15 protein-coding genes and 1 pseudogene are annotated in these 15,839 nt (G+C 60.0%); 7 read left to right on the forward strand and 9 right to left on the reverse strand.

The features are described from left to right. Positions 1 to 16 precede the first annotated feature (16 nt). The 7 genes from ispC to rpsB all read right to left on the reverse strand — a co-directional run bounded on the left by ispC (position 17) and on the right by rpsB (position 6,080). Complete coding sequence (gene ispC, locus J3P95_RS20045) at positions 17 to 1,207, reverse strand: 1-deoxy-D-xylulose-5-phosphate reductoisomerase (protein ID WP_434558436.1); 1,191 nt, start codon at positions 1,205 to 1,207, stop codon at positions 17 to 19. Further along, positions 1,204 to 2,010, reverse strand: coding sequence for a phosphatidate cytidylyltransferase (locus J3P95_RS20050; protein ID WP_434558437.1), 807 nt, complete (start codon positions 2,008 to 2,010; stop codon positions 1,204 to 1,206). Before J3P95_RS20050 ends, ispC begins: the two co-directional genes overlap by 4 nt. Then, complete coding sequence (uppS, locus tag J3P95_RS20055) at positions 2,010 to 2,765, reverse strand: polyprenyl diphosphate synthase (protein WP_434558438.1); 756 nt, start codon at positions 2,763 to 2,765, stop codon at positions 2,010 to 2,012. The genes J3P95_RS20050 and uppS overlap by 1 nt, the downstream gene beginning before the upstream one ends. 13 nt (positions 2,766 to 2,778) lie before the next feature. Next, positions 2,779 to 3,336: a ribosome recycling factor gene (gene frr, locus J3P95_RS20060; RefSeq protein WP_434558439.1), complete on the reverse strand. Its 558-nt coding sequence runs from the start codon at positions 3,334 to 3,336 to the stop codon at positions 2,779 to 2,781. Then, positions 3,336 to 4,076, reverse strand: coding sequence for a UMP kinase (gene pyrH, locus J3P95_RS20065; protein ID WP_434558440.1), 741 nt, complete (start codon positions 4,074 to 4,076; stop codon positions 3,336 to 3,338). Before pyrH ends, frr begins: the two co-directional genes overlap by 1 nt. Before the next feature lie 210 nt (positions 4,077 to 4,286). Further along, positions 4,287 to 5,150 (reverse strand): translation elongation factor Ts, encoded by an 864-nt coding sequence (gene tsf / locus J3P95_RS20070; RefSeq protein ID WP_024619613.1) that lies wholly within the window; start codon positions 5,148 to 5,150, stop codon positions 4,287 to 4,289. A 192-nt stretch (positions 5,151 to 5,342) separates the two neighbouring features. Continuing rightward, positions 5,343 to 6,080 (reverse strand): 30S ribosomal protein S2, encoded by a 738-nt coding sequence (gene rpsB, locus J3P95_RS20075; protein WP_186635005.1) that lies wholly within the window; start codon positions 6,078 to 6,080, stop codon positions 5,343 to 5,345. 373 nt (positions 6,081 to 6,453) lie between these two features. Here rpsB and map point away from each other — a divergent pair, with 373 nt between their 5' ends. The 5 genes from map to J3P95_RS20100 all read left to right on the forward strand — a co-directional run bounded on the left by map (position 6,454) and on the right by J3P95_RS20100 (position 12,048). Further along, positions 6,454 to 7,236 carry a type I methionyl aminopeptidase gene (gene map / locus J3P95_RS20080; protein ID WP_053118843.1) on the forward strand — a complete coding sequence of 261 codons (783 nt, stop codon included), beginning with the start codon at positions 6,454 to 6,456 and terminating at the stop codon, positions 7,234 to 7,236. A 48-nt stretch (positions 7,237 to 7,284) separates the two neighbouring features. Next, positions 7,285 to 9,987 carry a [protein-PII] uridylyltransferase gene (locus J3P95_RS20085; RefSeq protein WP_434579957.1) on the forward strand — a complete coding sequence of 901 codons (2,703 nt, stop codon included), beginning with the start codon at positions 7,285 to 7,287 and terminating at the stop codon, positions 9,985 to 9,987. 39 nt (positions 9,988 to 10,026) lie between these two features. Beyond that, entirely contained in the window at positions 10,027 to 11,226 is a 1,200-nt protein-coding gene (dapC, locus tag J3P95_RS20090; protein WP_434579955.1) for a succinyldiaminopimelate transaminase, read from the forward strand. A gap of 167 nt (positions 11,227 to 11,393) precedes the next feature. Next, on the forward strand, positions 11,394 to 11,735 hold the full coding sequence (locus J3P95_RS20095; protein ID WP_434558443.1) for a type II toxin-antitoxin system RelE/ParE family toxin: 342 nt from the start codon (positions 11,394 to 11,396) through the stop codon (positions 11,733 to 11,735). A 10-nt stretch (positions 11,736 to 11,745) separates the two neighbouring features. Next, a complete protein-coding gene (locus tag J3P95_RS20100) occupies positions 11,746 to 12,048 on the forward strand; it encodes an XRE family transcriptional regulator (protein WP_057448352.1) in 303 nt (100 codons plus the stop codon). Positions 12,049 to 12,293: 245 nt separating this feature from the next. Here J3P95_RS20100 and J3P95_RS20105 read toward each other — a convergent pair. Further along, positions 12,294 to 12,656: pseudogene (locus J3P95_RS20105) on the reverse strand (DUF6124 family protein); the annotation flags it as partial. Between the two features lie 559 nt (positions 12,657 to 13,215). Here J3P95_RS20105 and J3P95_RS20110 point away from each other — a divergent pair. Further along, the gene (locus J3P95_RS20110) at positions 13,216 to 13,518 is read left to right on the forward strand and encodes a type II toxin-antitoxin system HigB family toxin (RefSeq protein ID WP_434558444.1); all 303 of its coding nucleotides are present in this window, start codon (positions 13,216 to 13,218) and stop codon (positions 13,516 to 13,518) included. Positions 13,519 to 13,523: 5 nt separating this feature from the next. Beyond that, the gene (locus tag J3P95_RS20115; protein ID WP_434558445.1) at positions 13,524 to 13,895 is read left to right on the forward strand and encodes a helix-turn-helix domain-containing protein; all 372 of its coding nucleotides are present in this window, start codon (positions 13,524 to 13,526) and stop codon (positions 13,893 to 13,895) included. Between the two features lie 134 nt (positions 13,896 to 14,029). On the opposite strand, the gene J3P95_RS20120 is transcribed toward J3P95_RS20115, so the two are convergent. Further along, positions 14,030 to 15,676: a Na+/H+ antiporter gene (locus J3P95_RS20120; protein WP_434579952.1), complete on the reverse strand. Its 1,647-nt coding sequence runs from the start codon at positions 15,674 to 15,676 to the stop codon at positions 14,030 to 14,032. Between the last annotated feature and the right edge of the window lie 163 nt (positions 15,677 to 15,839).

Raw genomic sequence — 15,839 nt, forward strand, 5'->3', positions numbered from 1 at the left:
CTAACGTACCGCTGCCTCAACGTCCGTGACGCCCCAACCACTGCCCCGCCAGCTCTCGAGCCCTGGCATCCACGGTGAAGACTGCGTCGAGGTCATCGAGTGAAACCACGGCCTGAAGATTCAAGACCTCTTCGATGATACTCGCGATCTCGAGGTAACGGACACGCCCGTCGAGAAACGCCGCGACCGCTACTTCGTTGGCGGCATTAAGCATGGCCGGTGCACTGTCGCCCGCCTCGGCTGCCTGTCGCGCCAGGCGCAGGCAGGGGAAGCGCTGCTCATCGGGCGCCTGGAAATCGAGGCGCGCAATGGCGAACAGGTCCAACGGCGCCACGCCCGAATCAATCCGCTCCGGCCAGGCCAGGGCATTGGCGATCGGGGTGCGCATGTCCGGGTTGCCCAACTGGGCCAGAACGGACCCATCGACGTAATCCACGAGCGAGTGAATCACGCTTTGCGGGTGAATCACCACTTCGACTTGGGACGGCCGGGCATCGAACAGCCAGCAGGCCTCGATCAGCTCCAGCCCCTTGTTCATCATGCTGGCCGAATCCACGGAAATCTTGCGCCCCATGGACCAGTTCGGGTGGGCACAGGCCTGCTCGGGCGTAACATGCACCAATTCTTCCAGCGGCGTCTGCCGGAATGGACCGCCGGAGGCTGTCAGAAGAATCCTCCGTACACCCACCACGCCCAGGCCGCGAGAGAAATCCCGCGGCATGCATTGAAAAATCGCATTGTGTTCGCTGTCGATGGGCAGCAGCACCGAGCCACTTTTGCGCACCGCCTGCATGAACAGTGCGCCGGACATCACCAGCGCTTCCTTGTTGGCCAACAGGATCTTCTTGCCCGCTTCCACCGCAGCCAGCGTCGGACGCAAGCCCGCAGCGCCGACAATTGCCGCCATCACAGCATCGACCTCGGGATCGGAGGCTACCTGGCACAAGCCCTCCTCCCCCACCAGGACACGCGTCTGTAAACCGGCTGCGCGCAGGTCGTCCTGCAGCGCCTGCGCCACAGCCGCCTCGGGCACCACGGCAAACCGCGGCGCGTGGCGTACGCACAGCGCCAGCAATTCACTCAGGCGCGTGAAACCGCTGAGGGCAAACACCTGGTAGCGCTCTGGATGCCGGCCAATGACATCCAGAGTACTGAGACCGATCGAACCGGTGGCCCCGAGGACGGTAATCTGCTGGGGACGACTCACGATGCCGCCATCCACAACAGCACTGCAAAGATCGGGATCGCGGCGGTCAGGCTGTCGATACGATCCAGCACGCCACCGTGGCCCGGCAGCAGGTTACTGCTGTCCTTGATCCCGGATTGGCGCTTGAACATGCTTTCGGTCAGGTCGCCGACCACCGATACAAATACAATGAGCGCGGCGCCGATCAGGCCCATCAGCAGCTGCGCGACCGTCCAGTCGCGCACGAAGCCAACCACGGCGGTGATCACCAGGCTCAAGGCGAGCCCACCATAGACGCCTTCCCAGCTCTTGCCGGGACTGACCCTTGGCGCCAGCTTGCGCTTGCCGAAGGCACGACCGGAGAAATAAGCGCCGACGTCAGCGCCCCAGACCAGCACCATCACTGCCATGATTTGCCAGTTTCCCAGCGGCCCCTGCTTGATCCAGATCAGCCCCTGCCAGGCCGGCAGCAGGATCAGGAGACCAATCATCAGCTTGGTCGCGGCATTGGACCAGTGATGAGTGGTGCGCGGATAGGTCAACACCAGGAAGGTCGCCGTCGCCCACCACAGCACCGCCGCCCCCAGCACCCACGGCGCGATGCCAGGCACCAGGTACATGACGAACAACATGGCGGCGACCGCCACCGCATAGGTCACGCGCGCCGACTGCGCGGCAAAACCTGCCAGCCGCGCCCATTCCCACGCACCCAGCGTCACGACCAGCCCGATGAACAGGGCAAAGCCCGCCCCTTCGAGCAGGAAAAAACCACCCAAGGCGATGGGCAACAGGATCAGGGCGGTGATGATTCGTTGTTTTAGCATTAAACCCGGGCTCCAGCTTCGATCTGCTCGCTCGTTTTACCGAAACGACGCTGACGGGAAGCGAAATCGGCCAGTGCGGTGCGCATGGCTTCGTGTTTGAAGTCCGGCCAGAACAGGTCGGAGAAGTACAGCTCGGCGTAGGCCAGCTGCCAGAGCAGGAAATTGCTGATGCGATGTTCGCCGCCGGTACGGATGCACAGGTCCGGCAACGGCAAGTCGCCGGTCGCCAAGCAGGTTTGCAACAGCTCGGGCGTGATGTCCTCGGGCCGCAGGTGGCCGGCCTGGACTTCCCGCGCCAGGCGCTGGGCCGCCTGGGCGATGTCCCACTGGCCGCCATAATTGGCAGCGATTTGCAGCACAAACCGATCGGCGCCAGCCGTGGCGGCCTCAGCCTCACGCATTGCGGCTTGCAGTTCAGGATGGAAACGCGAGCGATCACCAATGATCCGCAGGCAGATCCTGTTCTCGTCCAACCGCTTGGCTTCGCGCCGCAGGGCCTTGAGGAACAGATCCATCAAGGCACTGACTTCATCGGCGGGACGCTGCCAGTTTTCGCTGGAAAAGGCGAACAGAGTGAGCACCTCGACCCCAGCCTCGGCGCACACCTCGATGACAGCACGAACCGCATCGACCCCTGCCTTGTGCCCGGCAACGCCAGGCATAAAGCGTTTCTTGGCCCAGCGGTTATTGCCGTCCATGATGATCGCCACATGGCGCGGCACCGCGAACGGCACGGCCTGCTTGGTCTTATCCATGAAAACGAGACCCTTATACGGCCATCAGGTCTTTTTCTTTCTCGTCCGTGGCCTTGGTGATTTGGGCCTCGGATTCTTTGGTCAGCTTATCGATATCAGCGACGGCACGACGCTCTTCGTCTTCACTGATTTCCTTATCCTTGACCAGCTTCTTCAGCTCACCCAACGCGTCACGACGGATATTACGCACGGCAACACGCGCGTCTTCCGCTGCGCTACGAGCCTGTTTGGTGAAGCCTTTGCGCGTTTCCTCGGTGAGGGCCGGCATCGGGATCAGCAGCAGCTCACCCAGGTTAGTTGGGTTGAGATTCAGACCGGCGCTCTGGATCGCCTTGTCTACAGCAGCGAGCATGTTGCGCTCGAAAGCCACGACCTGCAGGGTGCGCGAATCTTTCACGGTGACGTTGGCGACGCCGCTCAGCGGTGTGTCAGTGCCGTAGTAAGGCACCATGACGCTACCGAGGATGCTCGGGTGAGCCTTGCCGGTACGAATCTGACCGAATGCGTGGTTCAGAGACTCCAAGGACTTCTTCATGCGCTCTTCAGCGTCTTTCTTGATTTCGTTGATCATTACTTGCCTTCCTCGATCAGAGTTCCTTCGGCGCCACCGTGCACGATGTTGAGCAGGGCACCGGGTTTATTCATGTTAAAGACGCGCAGCGGCATCTTGTGGTCGCGGCACAGGCAGATAGCGGTCAGGTCCATTACACCCAGCTTGCGATCCAGCACTTCATCGTAAGTCAGATGATCGAACTTCTCGGCATGCGGGTCTTTGAACGGGTCAGCGGTATACACGCCATCCACCTTGGTAGCCTTGAGCACGACATCGGCGTCGATCTCGATCGCTCGCAGGCACGCGGCCGAATCCGTGGTGAAGAACGGATTGCCGGTACCGGCGGCAAAAATCACCACTTCCTTGGCGCTGAGGTGGCGCATGGCCTTGCGGCGATCGTAGTGATCGGTCACGCCGACCATGGAAATGGCCGACATCACGATGGCGGAGATATTGGCACGCTCCAGCGCGTCGCGCATAGCCAGGGCGTTCATCACAGTGGCCAGCATGCCCATGTGGTCGCCCGTGACCCGATCCATGCCCGCCGCACTCAGCGCCGCGCCACGGAACAGGTTGCCGCCGCCGATGACCAGGCCGACCTGAACGCCGATCCCGACCAGCTGGCCAACTTCCAGCGCCATGCGATCCAGCACCTTCGGATCGATCCCGAACTCTTCCGAGCCCATCAGGGCCTCGCCGCTAAGCTTGAGTAGAATGCGTTTATAGCGAGCCTGATAACCACTGCCCTGCTGAGCCATTGCGAATCTCTCCTGCGGCGTATTTTCGAAAATTCTTTGAGGCTGTTTGCAGCCTGCCTTCACTCTAGCTTGGCGCTGAAACCGCGCCATCGGAACACGGCTTTGTAAGCCAGTTCCGGCGGGAAACCAATATAAATCGGCATCCCCATCCGAAAAGAGGCTGCGCGCGTGAGCGGGCAGCCTCTTCTGGGCGACAGTCGTGAAACCGTCTTATTGCTTGCTGGCAGCCAGCTGAGCAGCCACTTCTTCAGCGAAGTTGTCTACTGGCTTCTCGATGCCTTCACCCACCTTGAAGTAAGTGAAGGAAACGATTTCAGCGCCGCCCTTCTTGGCCAGTTCGCCGACCTTGATTTCAGGGTTCTTGACGAACGCCTGCTCAACCAGGCTGGCTTCAGCCAGGAACTTGGTGATACGACCGGCAACCATTTTCTCAACGATTTCGGCTGGCTTGCCCTTGATCTTGTCTTCGTTGAGCTGCATGAACACGGCTTTCTCGCGTTCGATGGCATCAGCGGAAACTTCCGACGGCAGCAGGAACTCAGGGTTGCTGGCAGCGACGTGCATGGCGATGTCCTTGGCCAGCTCGACGTTGCCGCCTTTGAGGGCCACGACTACGCCGATCTTGTTGCCGTGCAGGTAAGAACCGACAACATCGCCTTCAACGCGAACCAAGCGACGAATGTTGACGTTCTCGCCCACTTTGGCAACCAGGGCTTCACGAGCCGATTCCTGAGCGGCGATCAGCGGAGCTGCGTCGGTCAGTTTGTCGGCAAATGCTTTTTCGACGCTGGCGGCAACGAATGCCTTGAAGTCGTCTTGCAGGGCCAGGAAATCGGTCTGCGAGTTGACTTCAATGATAACGGCAGCTTTACCGTCGTCCTTGATGCCGATCGCGCCTTCAGCGGCAATGTTGCCGGCTTTCTTGGCAGCCTTGATGGCGCCCGAGGCACGCATGTCATCAATGGCTTTCTCGATGTCGCCGCCAGCCTTGGTCAAGGCTTTCTTGCAGTCCATCATGCCTTCGCCGGTACGCTCGCGCAGTTCTTTGACCAACGCTGCAGTAATCTCTGCCATTTCAAAATCCTCTTGGATAGGTTTTCAACCATTCCACCCGACCGAACGGGCGATCAATTCTTCCTGAAACACCCTTTGTTAGCGGCTGCACGTTACAGATGCTGTAGCTGCGCTGCCCACAAATGGTTTTCGAGGTGGCAAAAAGGGGGCCAAGCCCCCTTTTTGCTTACTGAGTCAACGCCAGGGCGTCAGTTACTCAGCGGCTGCTGCCGGAGCTTCTTCAGCGAAGACTTCGGTGCCGCCATTTACATTGTTGCGACCACGGATGACAGCGTCAGCCATCGCACCCATGTACAGCTGGATGGCGCGAATGGCGTCATCGTTGCCTGGAATGATGTAGTCAACGCCTTCCGGGCTGCTGTTGGTATCGACAACGCCGATGACCGGGATACCCAGCTTGTTGGCTTCGGTGATCGCGATGCGCTCGTGGTCAACGTCGATCACGAACAGTGCGTCAGGCAGACCGCCCATGTCCTTGATACCGCCCAGGGAGCGGTCCAGCTTCTCAAGATCGCGAGTACGCATCAGCGCTTCTTTCTTGGTCAGCTTGGCGAAAGTACCGTCTTCGGACTGGACTTCAAGGTCACGCAGACGCTTGATGGAAGCGCGAATGGTCTTGAAGTTGGTCAGCATGCCGCCCAACCAGCGGTGATCGACGTACGGCGAACCGCAACGTGCTGCTTCTTCAGCAACGATCTTGCCAGCGGAACGCTTGGTGCCGACGAACAGAATCTTGTTTTTGCCCTGGGCCAGGCGCTCTACGAAGGTCAGTGCTTCGTTGAACATCGGCAGGGTTTTTTCAAGGTTGATGATGTGGATCTTGTTGCGCGCGCCGAAAATGTACTTACCCATTTTCGGGTTCCAGTAACGGGTCTGGTGACCGAAGTGCACACCGGCCTTCAGCATATCGCGCATGTTGACTTGGGACATGATAGTTCCTTGATAAGTCGGGTTTGGCCTCCACGTATCCCAATGACCAACCAGCGGCTGAATAAGCCGAAGGCACCCAGGCCATCGTGTCGACACGTGTGTGGATTTAAGCTCACGGGGTCATCCCCGGAAAGCGGCGCATTTTATACCACAGCAAGGATGAAAACGAAACCCGGATTCTGAAAACCCGGCGAAGCGCCGTTATGCAGCCCATTCATTGGCTGTGGCAACAGCCCCTTATAGAGAGAAGCGATGCACGCAGGCGCGGTTTTGCGCGAGCGTCTGTTAGAATCGCCTCTTTCAGGGCCGCACCGACCATCATCCGCCGCCCATTTCGTTTTGAACAGCGCCGTCGGGCGCAGAGAGAGCCTGTATGACCGTTACCCTCAAGACTCCCGAGGACATCGCAAAAATGCGTGTCGCCGGCAAACTCGCCGCCGAAGTGCTGGAAATGATCGCCGATTACGTCAAGCCGGGCGTGACCACCGAAGAGCTGGACCGCATCTGCCACGACTATATCGTCAATGAGCAGAAAGCCATCCCCGCGCCGCTCAACTATAAAGGCTTCCCCAAGTCGATCTGCACCTCGATCAACCACGTGGTCTGCCACGGCATTCCCAACGAAAAACCGTTGAAGGATGGCGACACCCTGAACATCGACGTCACCGTCATCAAGGATGGCTACCACGGCGATACCAGCCGCATGTTCCATGTCGGCAACGTCCCGGAGTGGGCCCAGCGTCTGTCGAAGGTCACCCAGGAATGCATGTACATGGCCATTGAACTGGTGAAACCGGGTTGCCGCCTTGGCGACATCGGCGAAGTGATCCAGAAGCACGCGCAGAAGAACGGTTTCTCGGTGGTGCGCGAATTCTGCGGCCACGGCATTGGCAAGGTGTTCCACGAAGAACCGCAGATCCTGCACTACGGCCGCGCCGGCACCGGCATGGAACTGCAGGCGGGCATGACCTTCACCATCGAGCCGATGATCAACCAGGGTCGCGCCGACACCAAGGTACTGGGCGACGGCTGGACTGCCATCACCAAGGACCGCAAGCTGTCGGCCCAGTGGGAGCACACGTTGCTAGTGACCGAGACCGGCTACGAGATCTTTACCCTGCGCAGCGATGACACCATTGCTCGCGTTTCCGCCTGATTCGAACCCAGCCTATAGCTATAGATAGATAGAAAGGAAAGCCATTCGATGCCGCAGGTGGATCCCGAACTCTTCGACCGCGGCCAGTTCCAGGCTGAACTGGCCCTGAAGGCAAGCCCCATATCGGCGTTCAAGAAAGCGATCCGCCAGGCCCACGAAGTGCTCGACCAGCGCTTTCGCAGCGGCAGGGATATTCGCCGGCTGATCGAGGATCGCGCCTGGTTCGTCGATAACATCCTGCAAAAGGCCTGGGAACAGTTCAACTGGAGCGAGGATGCCGACATTGCCCTGGTGGCGGTTGGCGGCTACGGGCGTGGCGAACTGCACCCCTACTCGGACATCGACCTGCTGATCCTGCTGGACAGCGCCGACCATGAAATCTTCCGCGACTCTATCGAGCGTTTCCTGACGCTGCTGTGGGACATCGGCCTGGAGGTCGGCCAAAGTGTGCGTTCGGTGCAGGAATGCGCCGAAGAGGCCCGCGCCGACCTCACGGTGATCACCAACCTGATGGAAAGTCGCACCATCGCCGGCCCTGAGCGGCTGCGCCAGCGCATGCTCGATGTCACCAGCACGGCGCACATGTGGCCGAGCAAGGATTTCTTCCTGGCCAAGCACGCCGAGCAGAAGGCCCGCCACCACAAGTACAACGACACCGAATACAACCTGGAACCCAACGTCAAAGGCTCGCCGGGCGGGCTGCGGGACATCCAGACCATCCTCTGGGTCGCCCGCCGCCAGTACGGCACGCTGAACCTGCGGGCCCTGGCCGGTGAAGGCTTCCTGGTGGAAAGCGAAAACGCCTTGCTGGCGTCGTCCCAGGAGTTCCTGTGGAAGGTCCGGTATGCGCTGCACATGCTCGCCGGACGTTCCGAGGACCGTCTGCTGTTCGATCATCAGCGCTCCATCGCCGGCCTGCTGGGCTTCGAAGGACAGGATGCCAAGCAGTCCATCGAAAACTTCATGCAACAGTATTACCGCGTCGTGATGAGCATTGCCCAACTCAGCGAGCTGATCATCCAGCACTTCGAGGAAGTCATCCTCGCCCCCGAAGACGAAGAACCTCCGCAGCCGATCAACTCACGTTTCCAACTGCACGACGGCTACATCGAAGCGCGCAACGCCAATGTGTTCCGTCGCACGCCCTTTGCCATGCTCGAAATCTTCGTGCTCATGGCCCAGCAGCCGGAAATCAAGGGCGTACGCGCCGACACCATCCGCCTGCTGCGGGAAAATCGTCACCTGATCGATGAAGATTTCCGCCACGACATCCGCAACACCAGCCTGTTTATCGAGTTGTTCAAGTGCAAGATCGGCGTGCACCGCAATCTGCGGCGGATGAACCGCTACGGGATCCTCGGGCGTTATCTGCCAGAATTCGGCTTCATTGTCGGACAGATGCAACACGACCTGTTCCACATCTATACGGTCGATGCCCACACCCTGAACCTGATCAAGCACCTGCGTAAGCTGCAGTACACCCAGGTCTCGGAAAAATTCCCCCTGGCCAGCAAGCTCATGGCCAAGTTGCCCAAGCCCGAGCTGATCTACATGGCAGGGCTGTATCACGACATCGGTAAAGGCCGCCAAGGCGATCATTCCGAAATCGGCGCGGTGGATGCCGAGGCGTTCTGCCAGCGCCATCAACTGCCCCTGTGGGACAGCCGGCTGATCGTCTGGCTGGTGCAGAACCACCTGGTGATGTCGACCACCGCCCAGCGCAAGGATTTGTCCGATCCGCAGGTGATCCACGATTTCGCCCAGATCGTCGGCGATGAAACCCGCCTGGATTACCTCTACGTGCTGACCGTGGCCGACATCAATGCCACCAACCCGAGCCTCTGGAATTCCTGGCGCGCCAGCCTGTTGCGCCAGCTCTACACCGAGACCAAGCGTGCCTTGCGCCGCGGCCTGGAAAATCCGGTGGACCGCGAAGAGCAGATCCGTCGCACCCAAAGCGCGGCGCTGGACATTCTGGTCCGCGGCGGCACCGATCCGGACGACGTCGAGCAGCTCTGGTCGCAATTGGGCGATGATTATTTCCTGCGCCACACCGCCGGCGACGTGGCCTGGCACAGCGATGCGATCCTCCAGCAGCCAGCCGATGGCGGGCCGTTGGTGCTGATCAAGGAAACCACCCAGCGCGAGTTCGAGGGCGGCACGCAGATCTTCATCTATGCCCCGGACCAGCACGACTTCTTCGCCGTGACCGTGGCGGCGATGGACCAGCTTAACCTGAACATTCACGACGCCCGGGTCATCACGTCCAGCAGCCAGTTCACCCTCGACACCTACATCGTGCTCGACACCGACGGCGACTCGATTGGTGACAACCCGGCGCGGGTCAAGCAGATTCGCGACGGCCTCACCGAAGCCCTGCGCAACCCGGCGGACTACCCGACCATCATCCAGCGCCGGGTGCCGCGCCAGCTCAAGCACTTCGCCTTTGCGCCCCAGGTGACGATCCACAACGACGCCCAGCGCCAGGTCACGGTACTGGAACTCAGCGCTCCGGACCGGCCGGGCCTGTTGGCGCGGGTCGGCCATATCTTCCTGGAGTTCGACCTGTCACTGCAGAACGCCAAGATCGCAACGCTCGGCGAGCGGGTGGAAGACGTTTTCTTTATCACCGACGCTCACAACCAGCCGCTGTCCGATCCGCAGCTATGCAGCCGCTTGCAGGAAGCGATCGTCCGGCACTTGAGCGTCAACCAGGAACCCGACATCAACCTGACGCGCATCAGCATCTGATTGCGTCATGATTCAGCCGTTTTGAGAGATTGCGCAACGATGAACAACGCCCTGAACCAGCTCCAGCCCTACCCGTTCGAAAAATTGCGCGCCCTGCTCGGCAGCGTCACGCCCAACCCGGACAAGCGCCCGATCGCGCTGTCCATCGGCGAGCCCAAGCATCGTTCGCCGAGCTTCGTGGCTGAAGCCGTGGCCAGCAATCTGGAAAAGATGGCCGTGTACCCGACGACGCTCGGCATCCCGGAGTTGCGTGAGGCCATCGTCGGCTGGTGCGAACGACGCTTCAACGTGCCGAACGGCTGGCTCGACCCGGCGCGCCACGTACTGCCGGTCAACGGCACCCGCGAGGCGCTGTTCGCCTTCACCCAGACCGTGGTCAACCGGGCCGACGATGCCCTGGTGGTGAGTCCGAACCCTTTCTATCAAATCTATGAAGGCGCGGCGTTCCTGGCCGGAGCGAAGCCGCACTACCTGCCGTGCCTGGACGAGAACGGCTTCAACCCGGATTTCGATGCGGTATCGCCGGACATCTGGAAGCGCTGCCAGATCCTGTTCCTCTGCTCCCCGGGCAACCCAACCGGCGCGTTGATCCCGGTGGAGGTGCTGAAGAAACTCATCGCCCTGGCTGACGAACATGACTTCGTCATCGCAGCGGACGAGTGCTACAGCGAACTCTACTTCGACGAACAAACCCCGCCGCCAGGGCTGCTCAGCGCCTGCGTCGAACTGGGCCGCAAGGATTTCAAGCGCTGCGTGGTGTTCCACAGCCTGTCCAAACGCTCCAACCTGCCCGGCCTGCGCTCCGGCTTCGTGGCCGGCGATGCGGACATCCTCAAGGGCTTCCTGCTGTACCGCACCTACCACGGCTGCGCCATGCCGGTTCAAACCCAACTGGCGAGCATCGCCGCGTGGAACGACGAAGTGCACGTCCGCGCCAACCGCGCGCTGTACCGGGAGAAGTTCGACGCCGTGCTGGAAATCCTCAGCCCGGTGCTGGACGTGCAACGCCCCGATGGCAGCTTCTACCTGTGGCCAAATGTGGCGGGCGATGACGCGGCGTTCTGCCGTGACCTGTTCGAACAGGAACACGTGACCGTCGTGCCGGGTTCGTACCTGTCCCGCGACGTGGACGGCGTCAACCCAGGCGCCGGCCGCGTGCGCATGGCCCTGGTCGCGCCATTGGCTGAATGCGTGGAAGCGGCGGAGCGGATCCGCGCGTTCATCCAGCGTCGGGGCTGATGACCGTATCGCGCTGAAGCGGACCGCTGTCGTGGCGAGGGAGCTTGCTCCCGCTGGGCTGCGCAGCGGCCCCAACAGCAGCATCCGTATCAACCACCCGCCCCCCCTGTACAAATCCTCAGTAATACCTGGGTTGCGCAATGCACCTATTTCGGTACACTCCGTTCATGGTTGATATTGCCCCCATACTGAACGTACATTTCTTCCGCACCGACGCCGGGAATGAGCCCGTTCGCGAATGGCTGACTGACCTGCCTCGCGAGCATAGACGAATGATCGGAACTGACATCAAGACCGTTCAGATTGGTTGGCCTATAGGTATGCCGGTGGTTCGCAAGCTGGACACTGGGCTATGGGAGGTCAGAATTGACCTTGGAGATACCATCGCCCGCGTTCTCTTTACTGTGGTGGGCTCTGACATGGTTCTACTCCACGCTTTCATAAAGAAGAGTCAAAAAACGCCAACCACCGATATGGCAACCGCCAAGCAGCGCAAAGCAAGACTATGAGGCACAGCAAATGAACAAGCACATCGGATCTGATTTTGACGACTTCCTCGCCGAGCAAGGTATCGCCGAAGAAGTTTCCGCAGCTGCGCTCAAACGCGTTATTGCCTGGCAGATTGCCGAAGCGATGAAGCTTCAGAAAGTGACCAAAAAAGCCTTGGCACAGCGGATGCACACCAGTCGCACTGCTGTTGATCGCGCACTGGACCAGAACGATGCGGGAATGACGCTGGCAACGCTTGCCAGCGCAGCGCGTGCGTTGGGTCAGAGGGTGGAAGTACGGTTGGTGCCTGAGCAGGAAGAGGCTCACGCATAAGCGCTGTTGTGGCGAGGGAGCTTGCTCCCGCTGGGCTGCGCAGCGGCCCCAAAGCAGTCAACTCAATCTGTCTGACGTACCGCGTTGCCCGGGTTTAGGGCCGCTTCGCGCTGGAGCGCCAGCCCGGCCCAGCGGGAGCAAGCTCCCTCGCCACAGGAGCTCGGTGTCGACTCTATATCTGTGAACACCACAAATCCCCCGTGGGAGCGAACTTGCTCGCGATGAGGCCGGCATTTATTACACCAAGTCCGAAGTTCTACCCGGTCCAGGCACTTGTTCGCCAACAACATCCCCAACTCAATCATCTGGGCCACTCCCAATGCTACATGCCGTCGCGAGCCGTCCTGATCGAAGGCAAGGTCGTTGAGCATCGCATTGGCCGAAGCCAGGGTTTCGCTGAGGTTGGCGAGCAACACTTCGGTGTCGATACCGTCAGCCACAGTGAATAACTGTACTGAGGGCTTGGGTTCTGACTTGCTGTCGTCATCAGGCTTGAGATATTGATCCAACACACGATCGGCTGCCTCTTGCAGCTTTTCGGGGGCATAGTCAGCGTAGGGGAAAGTGGAGGCTGGCTTTGGTGCGTTTTGAGTCTCTTTCTTGTCCATCAAAATTGCTCCCTAGAGCTGAAGTATGTAAAGCCCCGCGCTTGGATAGCGCAGAAGCCCGTGCTCCTAGAGGTGTTGTTCGGATTCTCACGTCCGGTCGCTGAATTGGCAGCGACACCCAGAGGCTAGAGCCCACGCTTCCGACGGACAACCTTAAAAACTTGTCGGAAACTTCGGCGCGTCTGACAGACGCCAATCTGTCTGCTCAGACAAGAAAAGAAATAAAACGCGTCTCCCTAAAGCAAGCCATTGATTTCACAGGTTTAGCACCTCAACAGATCACTTGCAGCCCTGTTTCAAGAATCAAGCTGGCTTGAATTCGCTATTACCGGCAGCCATGATCGCCCCGTCACCAGTGAACGCTGGCAGGAGTCTGGATCCCTCTCCGGGTTGACCCAGCCACGCAGACGGGGCAGAGCAAGCTCAGTTGCGTGTCGATTGAAGCCGCCTTTCGGGCGGCTTTGCTTTTTATGAGGTTAAGGATGAGTGTCCGGCAGGACTGCAAGCTGTTGCTTGTGAATGCTTGCAAAAGTCCCACCACGGGACTAAATTCTCACCCATGAGAATTATCGCCATCAGTCATCTGAAAGCCTTCTGGGAGAAATACCCAGATTCCGAACAGCAGCTTAAGGCTTGGCTTGACGATGCCGAAAAAGCCACTTGGACCAACCCAAACGACATCAAGGCGCAATACGGTAACGCAAGCATTCTCAAGAGTCGCCGCGTGGTGTTCAACATCAAGGGTAACGACTACCGCCTGGTGGTCGCCATTGCCTACCGCTTCGGCGCTGTGTACATCAAGTTTGTCGGCACTCATCGTCGGTACGATGAGATCGACGCAAACACCGTGGAAATGGAGTAATCATCATGAACATTCGCCCAATCCGCACCGATGAAGAATACCGGGTAGCTCTCAAAGAGATCTCTCCCCTGTTTGAGAATGAGCCTGAACTTGGCACCCCGGAAGGCGATGCTTTTGAAGTCATGGTCACTCTGATCGAGGCCTACGAAACCAAGAACTTCCCGGTTGATCTGCCTGACCCAATTGAAGCCATCAAGTTTCGCATGGAGCAATCTGGACTCACTGCAGCCGATCTTGCTCCCGCTATCGGAAAAACGAACCGCGTATACGAGGTGCTCAACCGTAAGCGCTCGTTAACTCTGCCCATGATCTGGAAGCTTCACGATATGTTCGGCATCCCAGCAGAAAGCCTGATAAAGCCAGTAAAAGCTGCCTGATACTAGCCCGGCCCGCCGGGCTTTTTCAAACCAGGATCGCCCACCATTCGTATTTGACTTTACCCATCGCGAGCAAGGTATGTTCATAGAACTCGTGATCGATCCCAGACCCTTCTGGACAATGAGGCCGATATCTATTTCCCCAACCCCAAATTCGCCTCCGCCAAATCCAGCTCCCCCAGCACCTCACGCAACACGTCATCGCCAATCTGGTGTTCACGACTGAGGCGATACAGCTCCAGTCGCTGCGCCCGATAGGCTTTCAAGCGCAGCCGGCGTTCCAGCAGGTCCATTTCGAACGCCAGGGCCTGGGCTTCGGCGGAGTCGTTGAAGACGTCGAGCTGGTGGCGATACTCGGACATCAGCCGCGCCTTGACCTCAGTCGCCAGTGCCGCCTGGGCGGCATCGGGTGTGCTGGGCAGCTCGGCCGGCTCCTCCACTTCCAACGCATGAATCGCCGCTTCAGCGGTTTTGCGCCAGGCCTCGCGAACTTCGTTGCGGCGTTTGTCGTCGGGGCTTTTCTCGATGCCTCGCAATAACAGCGGCAGGGCGATGCAGGCCGCAATCAGCGACAACAGAATCACCCCAGCGGCGATGAAGATCAGCAAGTCCCGCTCGGGAAACGCCTCGCCCGCCCCCAGCAGCAATGGCACCGACAGCACGCCCGCCAGTGTTACCGCCCCGCGCACCCCGCCAAACGTCAGCAGCCAGCAAGAACGCGCGGTCGGCACCAAGGTCAGCTCGCCCTTGCCGCGCCAACGCCGCAACAGCCCCGACAAACGCCAGATGCTTTGCACCCAGACAAACCGCAGCACCAGCAACACCAGGAAAATCGCCACCACATCCAGGCAGCGGTAGAACAATGTCGGCCACAACGTCGTTTCGTGGCTGGCCACGGCCTTGATGATGTCCGGCAGTTGCAAGCCCAGCAGCAGGAAGATCAAGCCATTGAAGGCGAATTCCAACAGCGCCCAGACGCTGCGATTGAGCAGCCGCGTGCCGGTCTGGCGCGGCAGCAGGTCGAGCCAGCTCTGCATCATCCCGGCCGCCACCGCCGAGAGAATTCCGGACGCGCCGAGTCGCTCGGCCAGCACATAAGCGGCAAACGGCAGCAGCAACATGAACACCACATGGGTGGCTGGATCGTCCCAGCCGCGGGCCACCATCCACGCCCGCAAGCGCCCCACCACCCAACTAAGGGCCACGCCCACCAGCAGGCCACCGAGCGCGACCAGGACGAACGCCAGGCTGGCGTTCGCCAAGGAAAAGGCACCGGTGATGGCCGCCGCCAACGCAAACTTGAATGTCACCAGGCCCGAGGCATCGTTCATCAAGGCTTCGCCCTGGAGCATGTGCATCAGCGGTGCAGGCAGGCGGTCCCGGGCAATCGCCGAGACCGCCACGGCGTCGGTCGGCGACAGCACGGCCGCCAGGGCGAAGGCCACTGGCAATGGGATACTCGGCAAGAGCCAATGAATGAAATAGCCGGCGCCCACCACCGTGAACAACACCAGCCCCACCGCCAGCGTCAGGATCGGCCCGCGCAAGCGCCAGAGCTCGCGCTTGGGCATGCGCCAACCGTCGGAGAACAGCAGCGGCGGAAGAAAGAGAAACAGGAACAACTCGGGATCGAGCGCCACATGCAGCCCCAGGGACGGCCAGGCCAACAAGGCACCGGCGCCGATCTGCACCAGGGGCAACGGCAGCGGGACCAGCCGTCCGATCAGGCGCGAAACGCCCACCAACATCAACAGGATCAGGACGGTATAGGCGCTTTGCATAACGGACTTCCAATGACAGCCATACACATCTCCGGCAACAGCTGGCCGGTGAAGTGCCATATTAACTGCCGAGGTGGACCGCTGCCCTTGCACATTGGTCGCACCTCAGCGGCTTGAATGCGCAGCCGTCCGTTGGCCGCTCCTAACCTCCTCGCGGCAGGAG

This window comes from Pseudomonas sp. Z5-35 (assembly GCF_051131945.1).
In the GTDB taxonomy this organism is placed as follows: Bacteria; Pseudomonadota; Gammaproteobacteria; order Pseudomonadales; family Pseudomonadaceae; genus Aquipseudomonas; species Aquipseudomonas marvdashtae.

Coding starts and splice junctions, on each gene's coding strand:
- J3P95_RS20085 (WP_434579957.1), top strand. CDS start 7,285: ATGCCGCAGGTGGATCCCGAACTCTTCGACCGCGGCCAGTTCCAGGCT.
- pyrH (WP_434558440.1), bottom strand. CDS start 4,076: ATGGCTCAGCAGGGCAGTGGTTATCAGGCTCGCTATAAACGCATTCTA.
- J3P95_RS20110 (WP_434558444.1), top strand. CDS start 13,216: ATGAGAATTATCGCCATCAGTCATCTGAAAGCCTTCTGGGAGAAATAC.
- J3P95_RS20115 (WP_434558445.1), top strand. CDS start 13,524: ATGAACATTCGCCCAATCCGCACCGATGAAGAATACCGGGTAGCTCTC.
- dapC (WP_434579955.1), top strand. CDS start 10,027: ATGAACAACGCCCTGAACCAGCTCCAGCCCTACCCGTTCGAAAAATTG.
- uppS (WP_434558438.1), bottom strand. CDS start 2,765: ATGGATAAGACCAAGCAGGCCGTGCCGTTCGCGGTGCCGCGCCATGTG.
- J3P95_RS20050 (WP_434558437.1), bottom strand. CDS start 2,010: ATGCTAAAACAACGAATCATCACCGCCCTGATCCTGTTGCCCATCGCC.
- J3P95_RS20095 (WP_434558443.1), top strand. CDS start 11,394: ATGGTTGATATTGCCCCCATACTGAACGTACATTTCTTCCGCACCGAC.
- frr (WP_434558439.1), bottom strand. CDS start 3,336: ATGATCAACGAAATCAAGAAAGACGCTGAAGAGCGCATGAAGAAGTCC.
- tsf (WP_024619613.1), bottom strand. CDS start 5,150: ATGGCAGAGATTACTGCAGCGTTGGTCAAAGAACTGCGCGAGCGTACC.
- J3P95_RS20120 (WP_434579952.1), bottom strand. CDS start 15,676: ATGCAAAGCGCCTATACCGTCCTGATCCTGTTGATGTTGGTGGGCGTT.
- rpsB (WP_186635005.1), bottom strand. CDS start 6,080: ATGTCCCAAGTCAACATGCGCGATATGCTGAAGGCCGGTGTGCACTTC.
- J3P95_RS20100 (WP_057448352.1), top strand. CDS start 11,746: ATGAACAAGCACATCGGATCTGATTTTGACGACTTCCTCGCCGAGCAA.
- map (WP_053118843.1), top strand. CDS start 6,454: ATGACCGTTACCCTCAAGACTCCCGAGGACATCGCAAAAATGCGTGTC.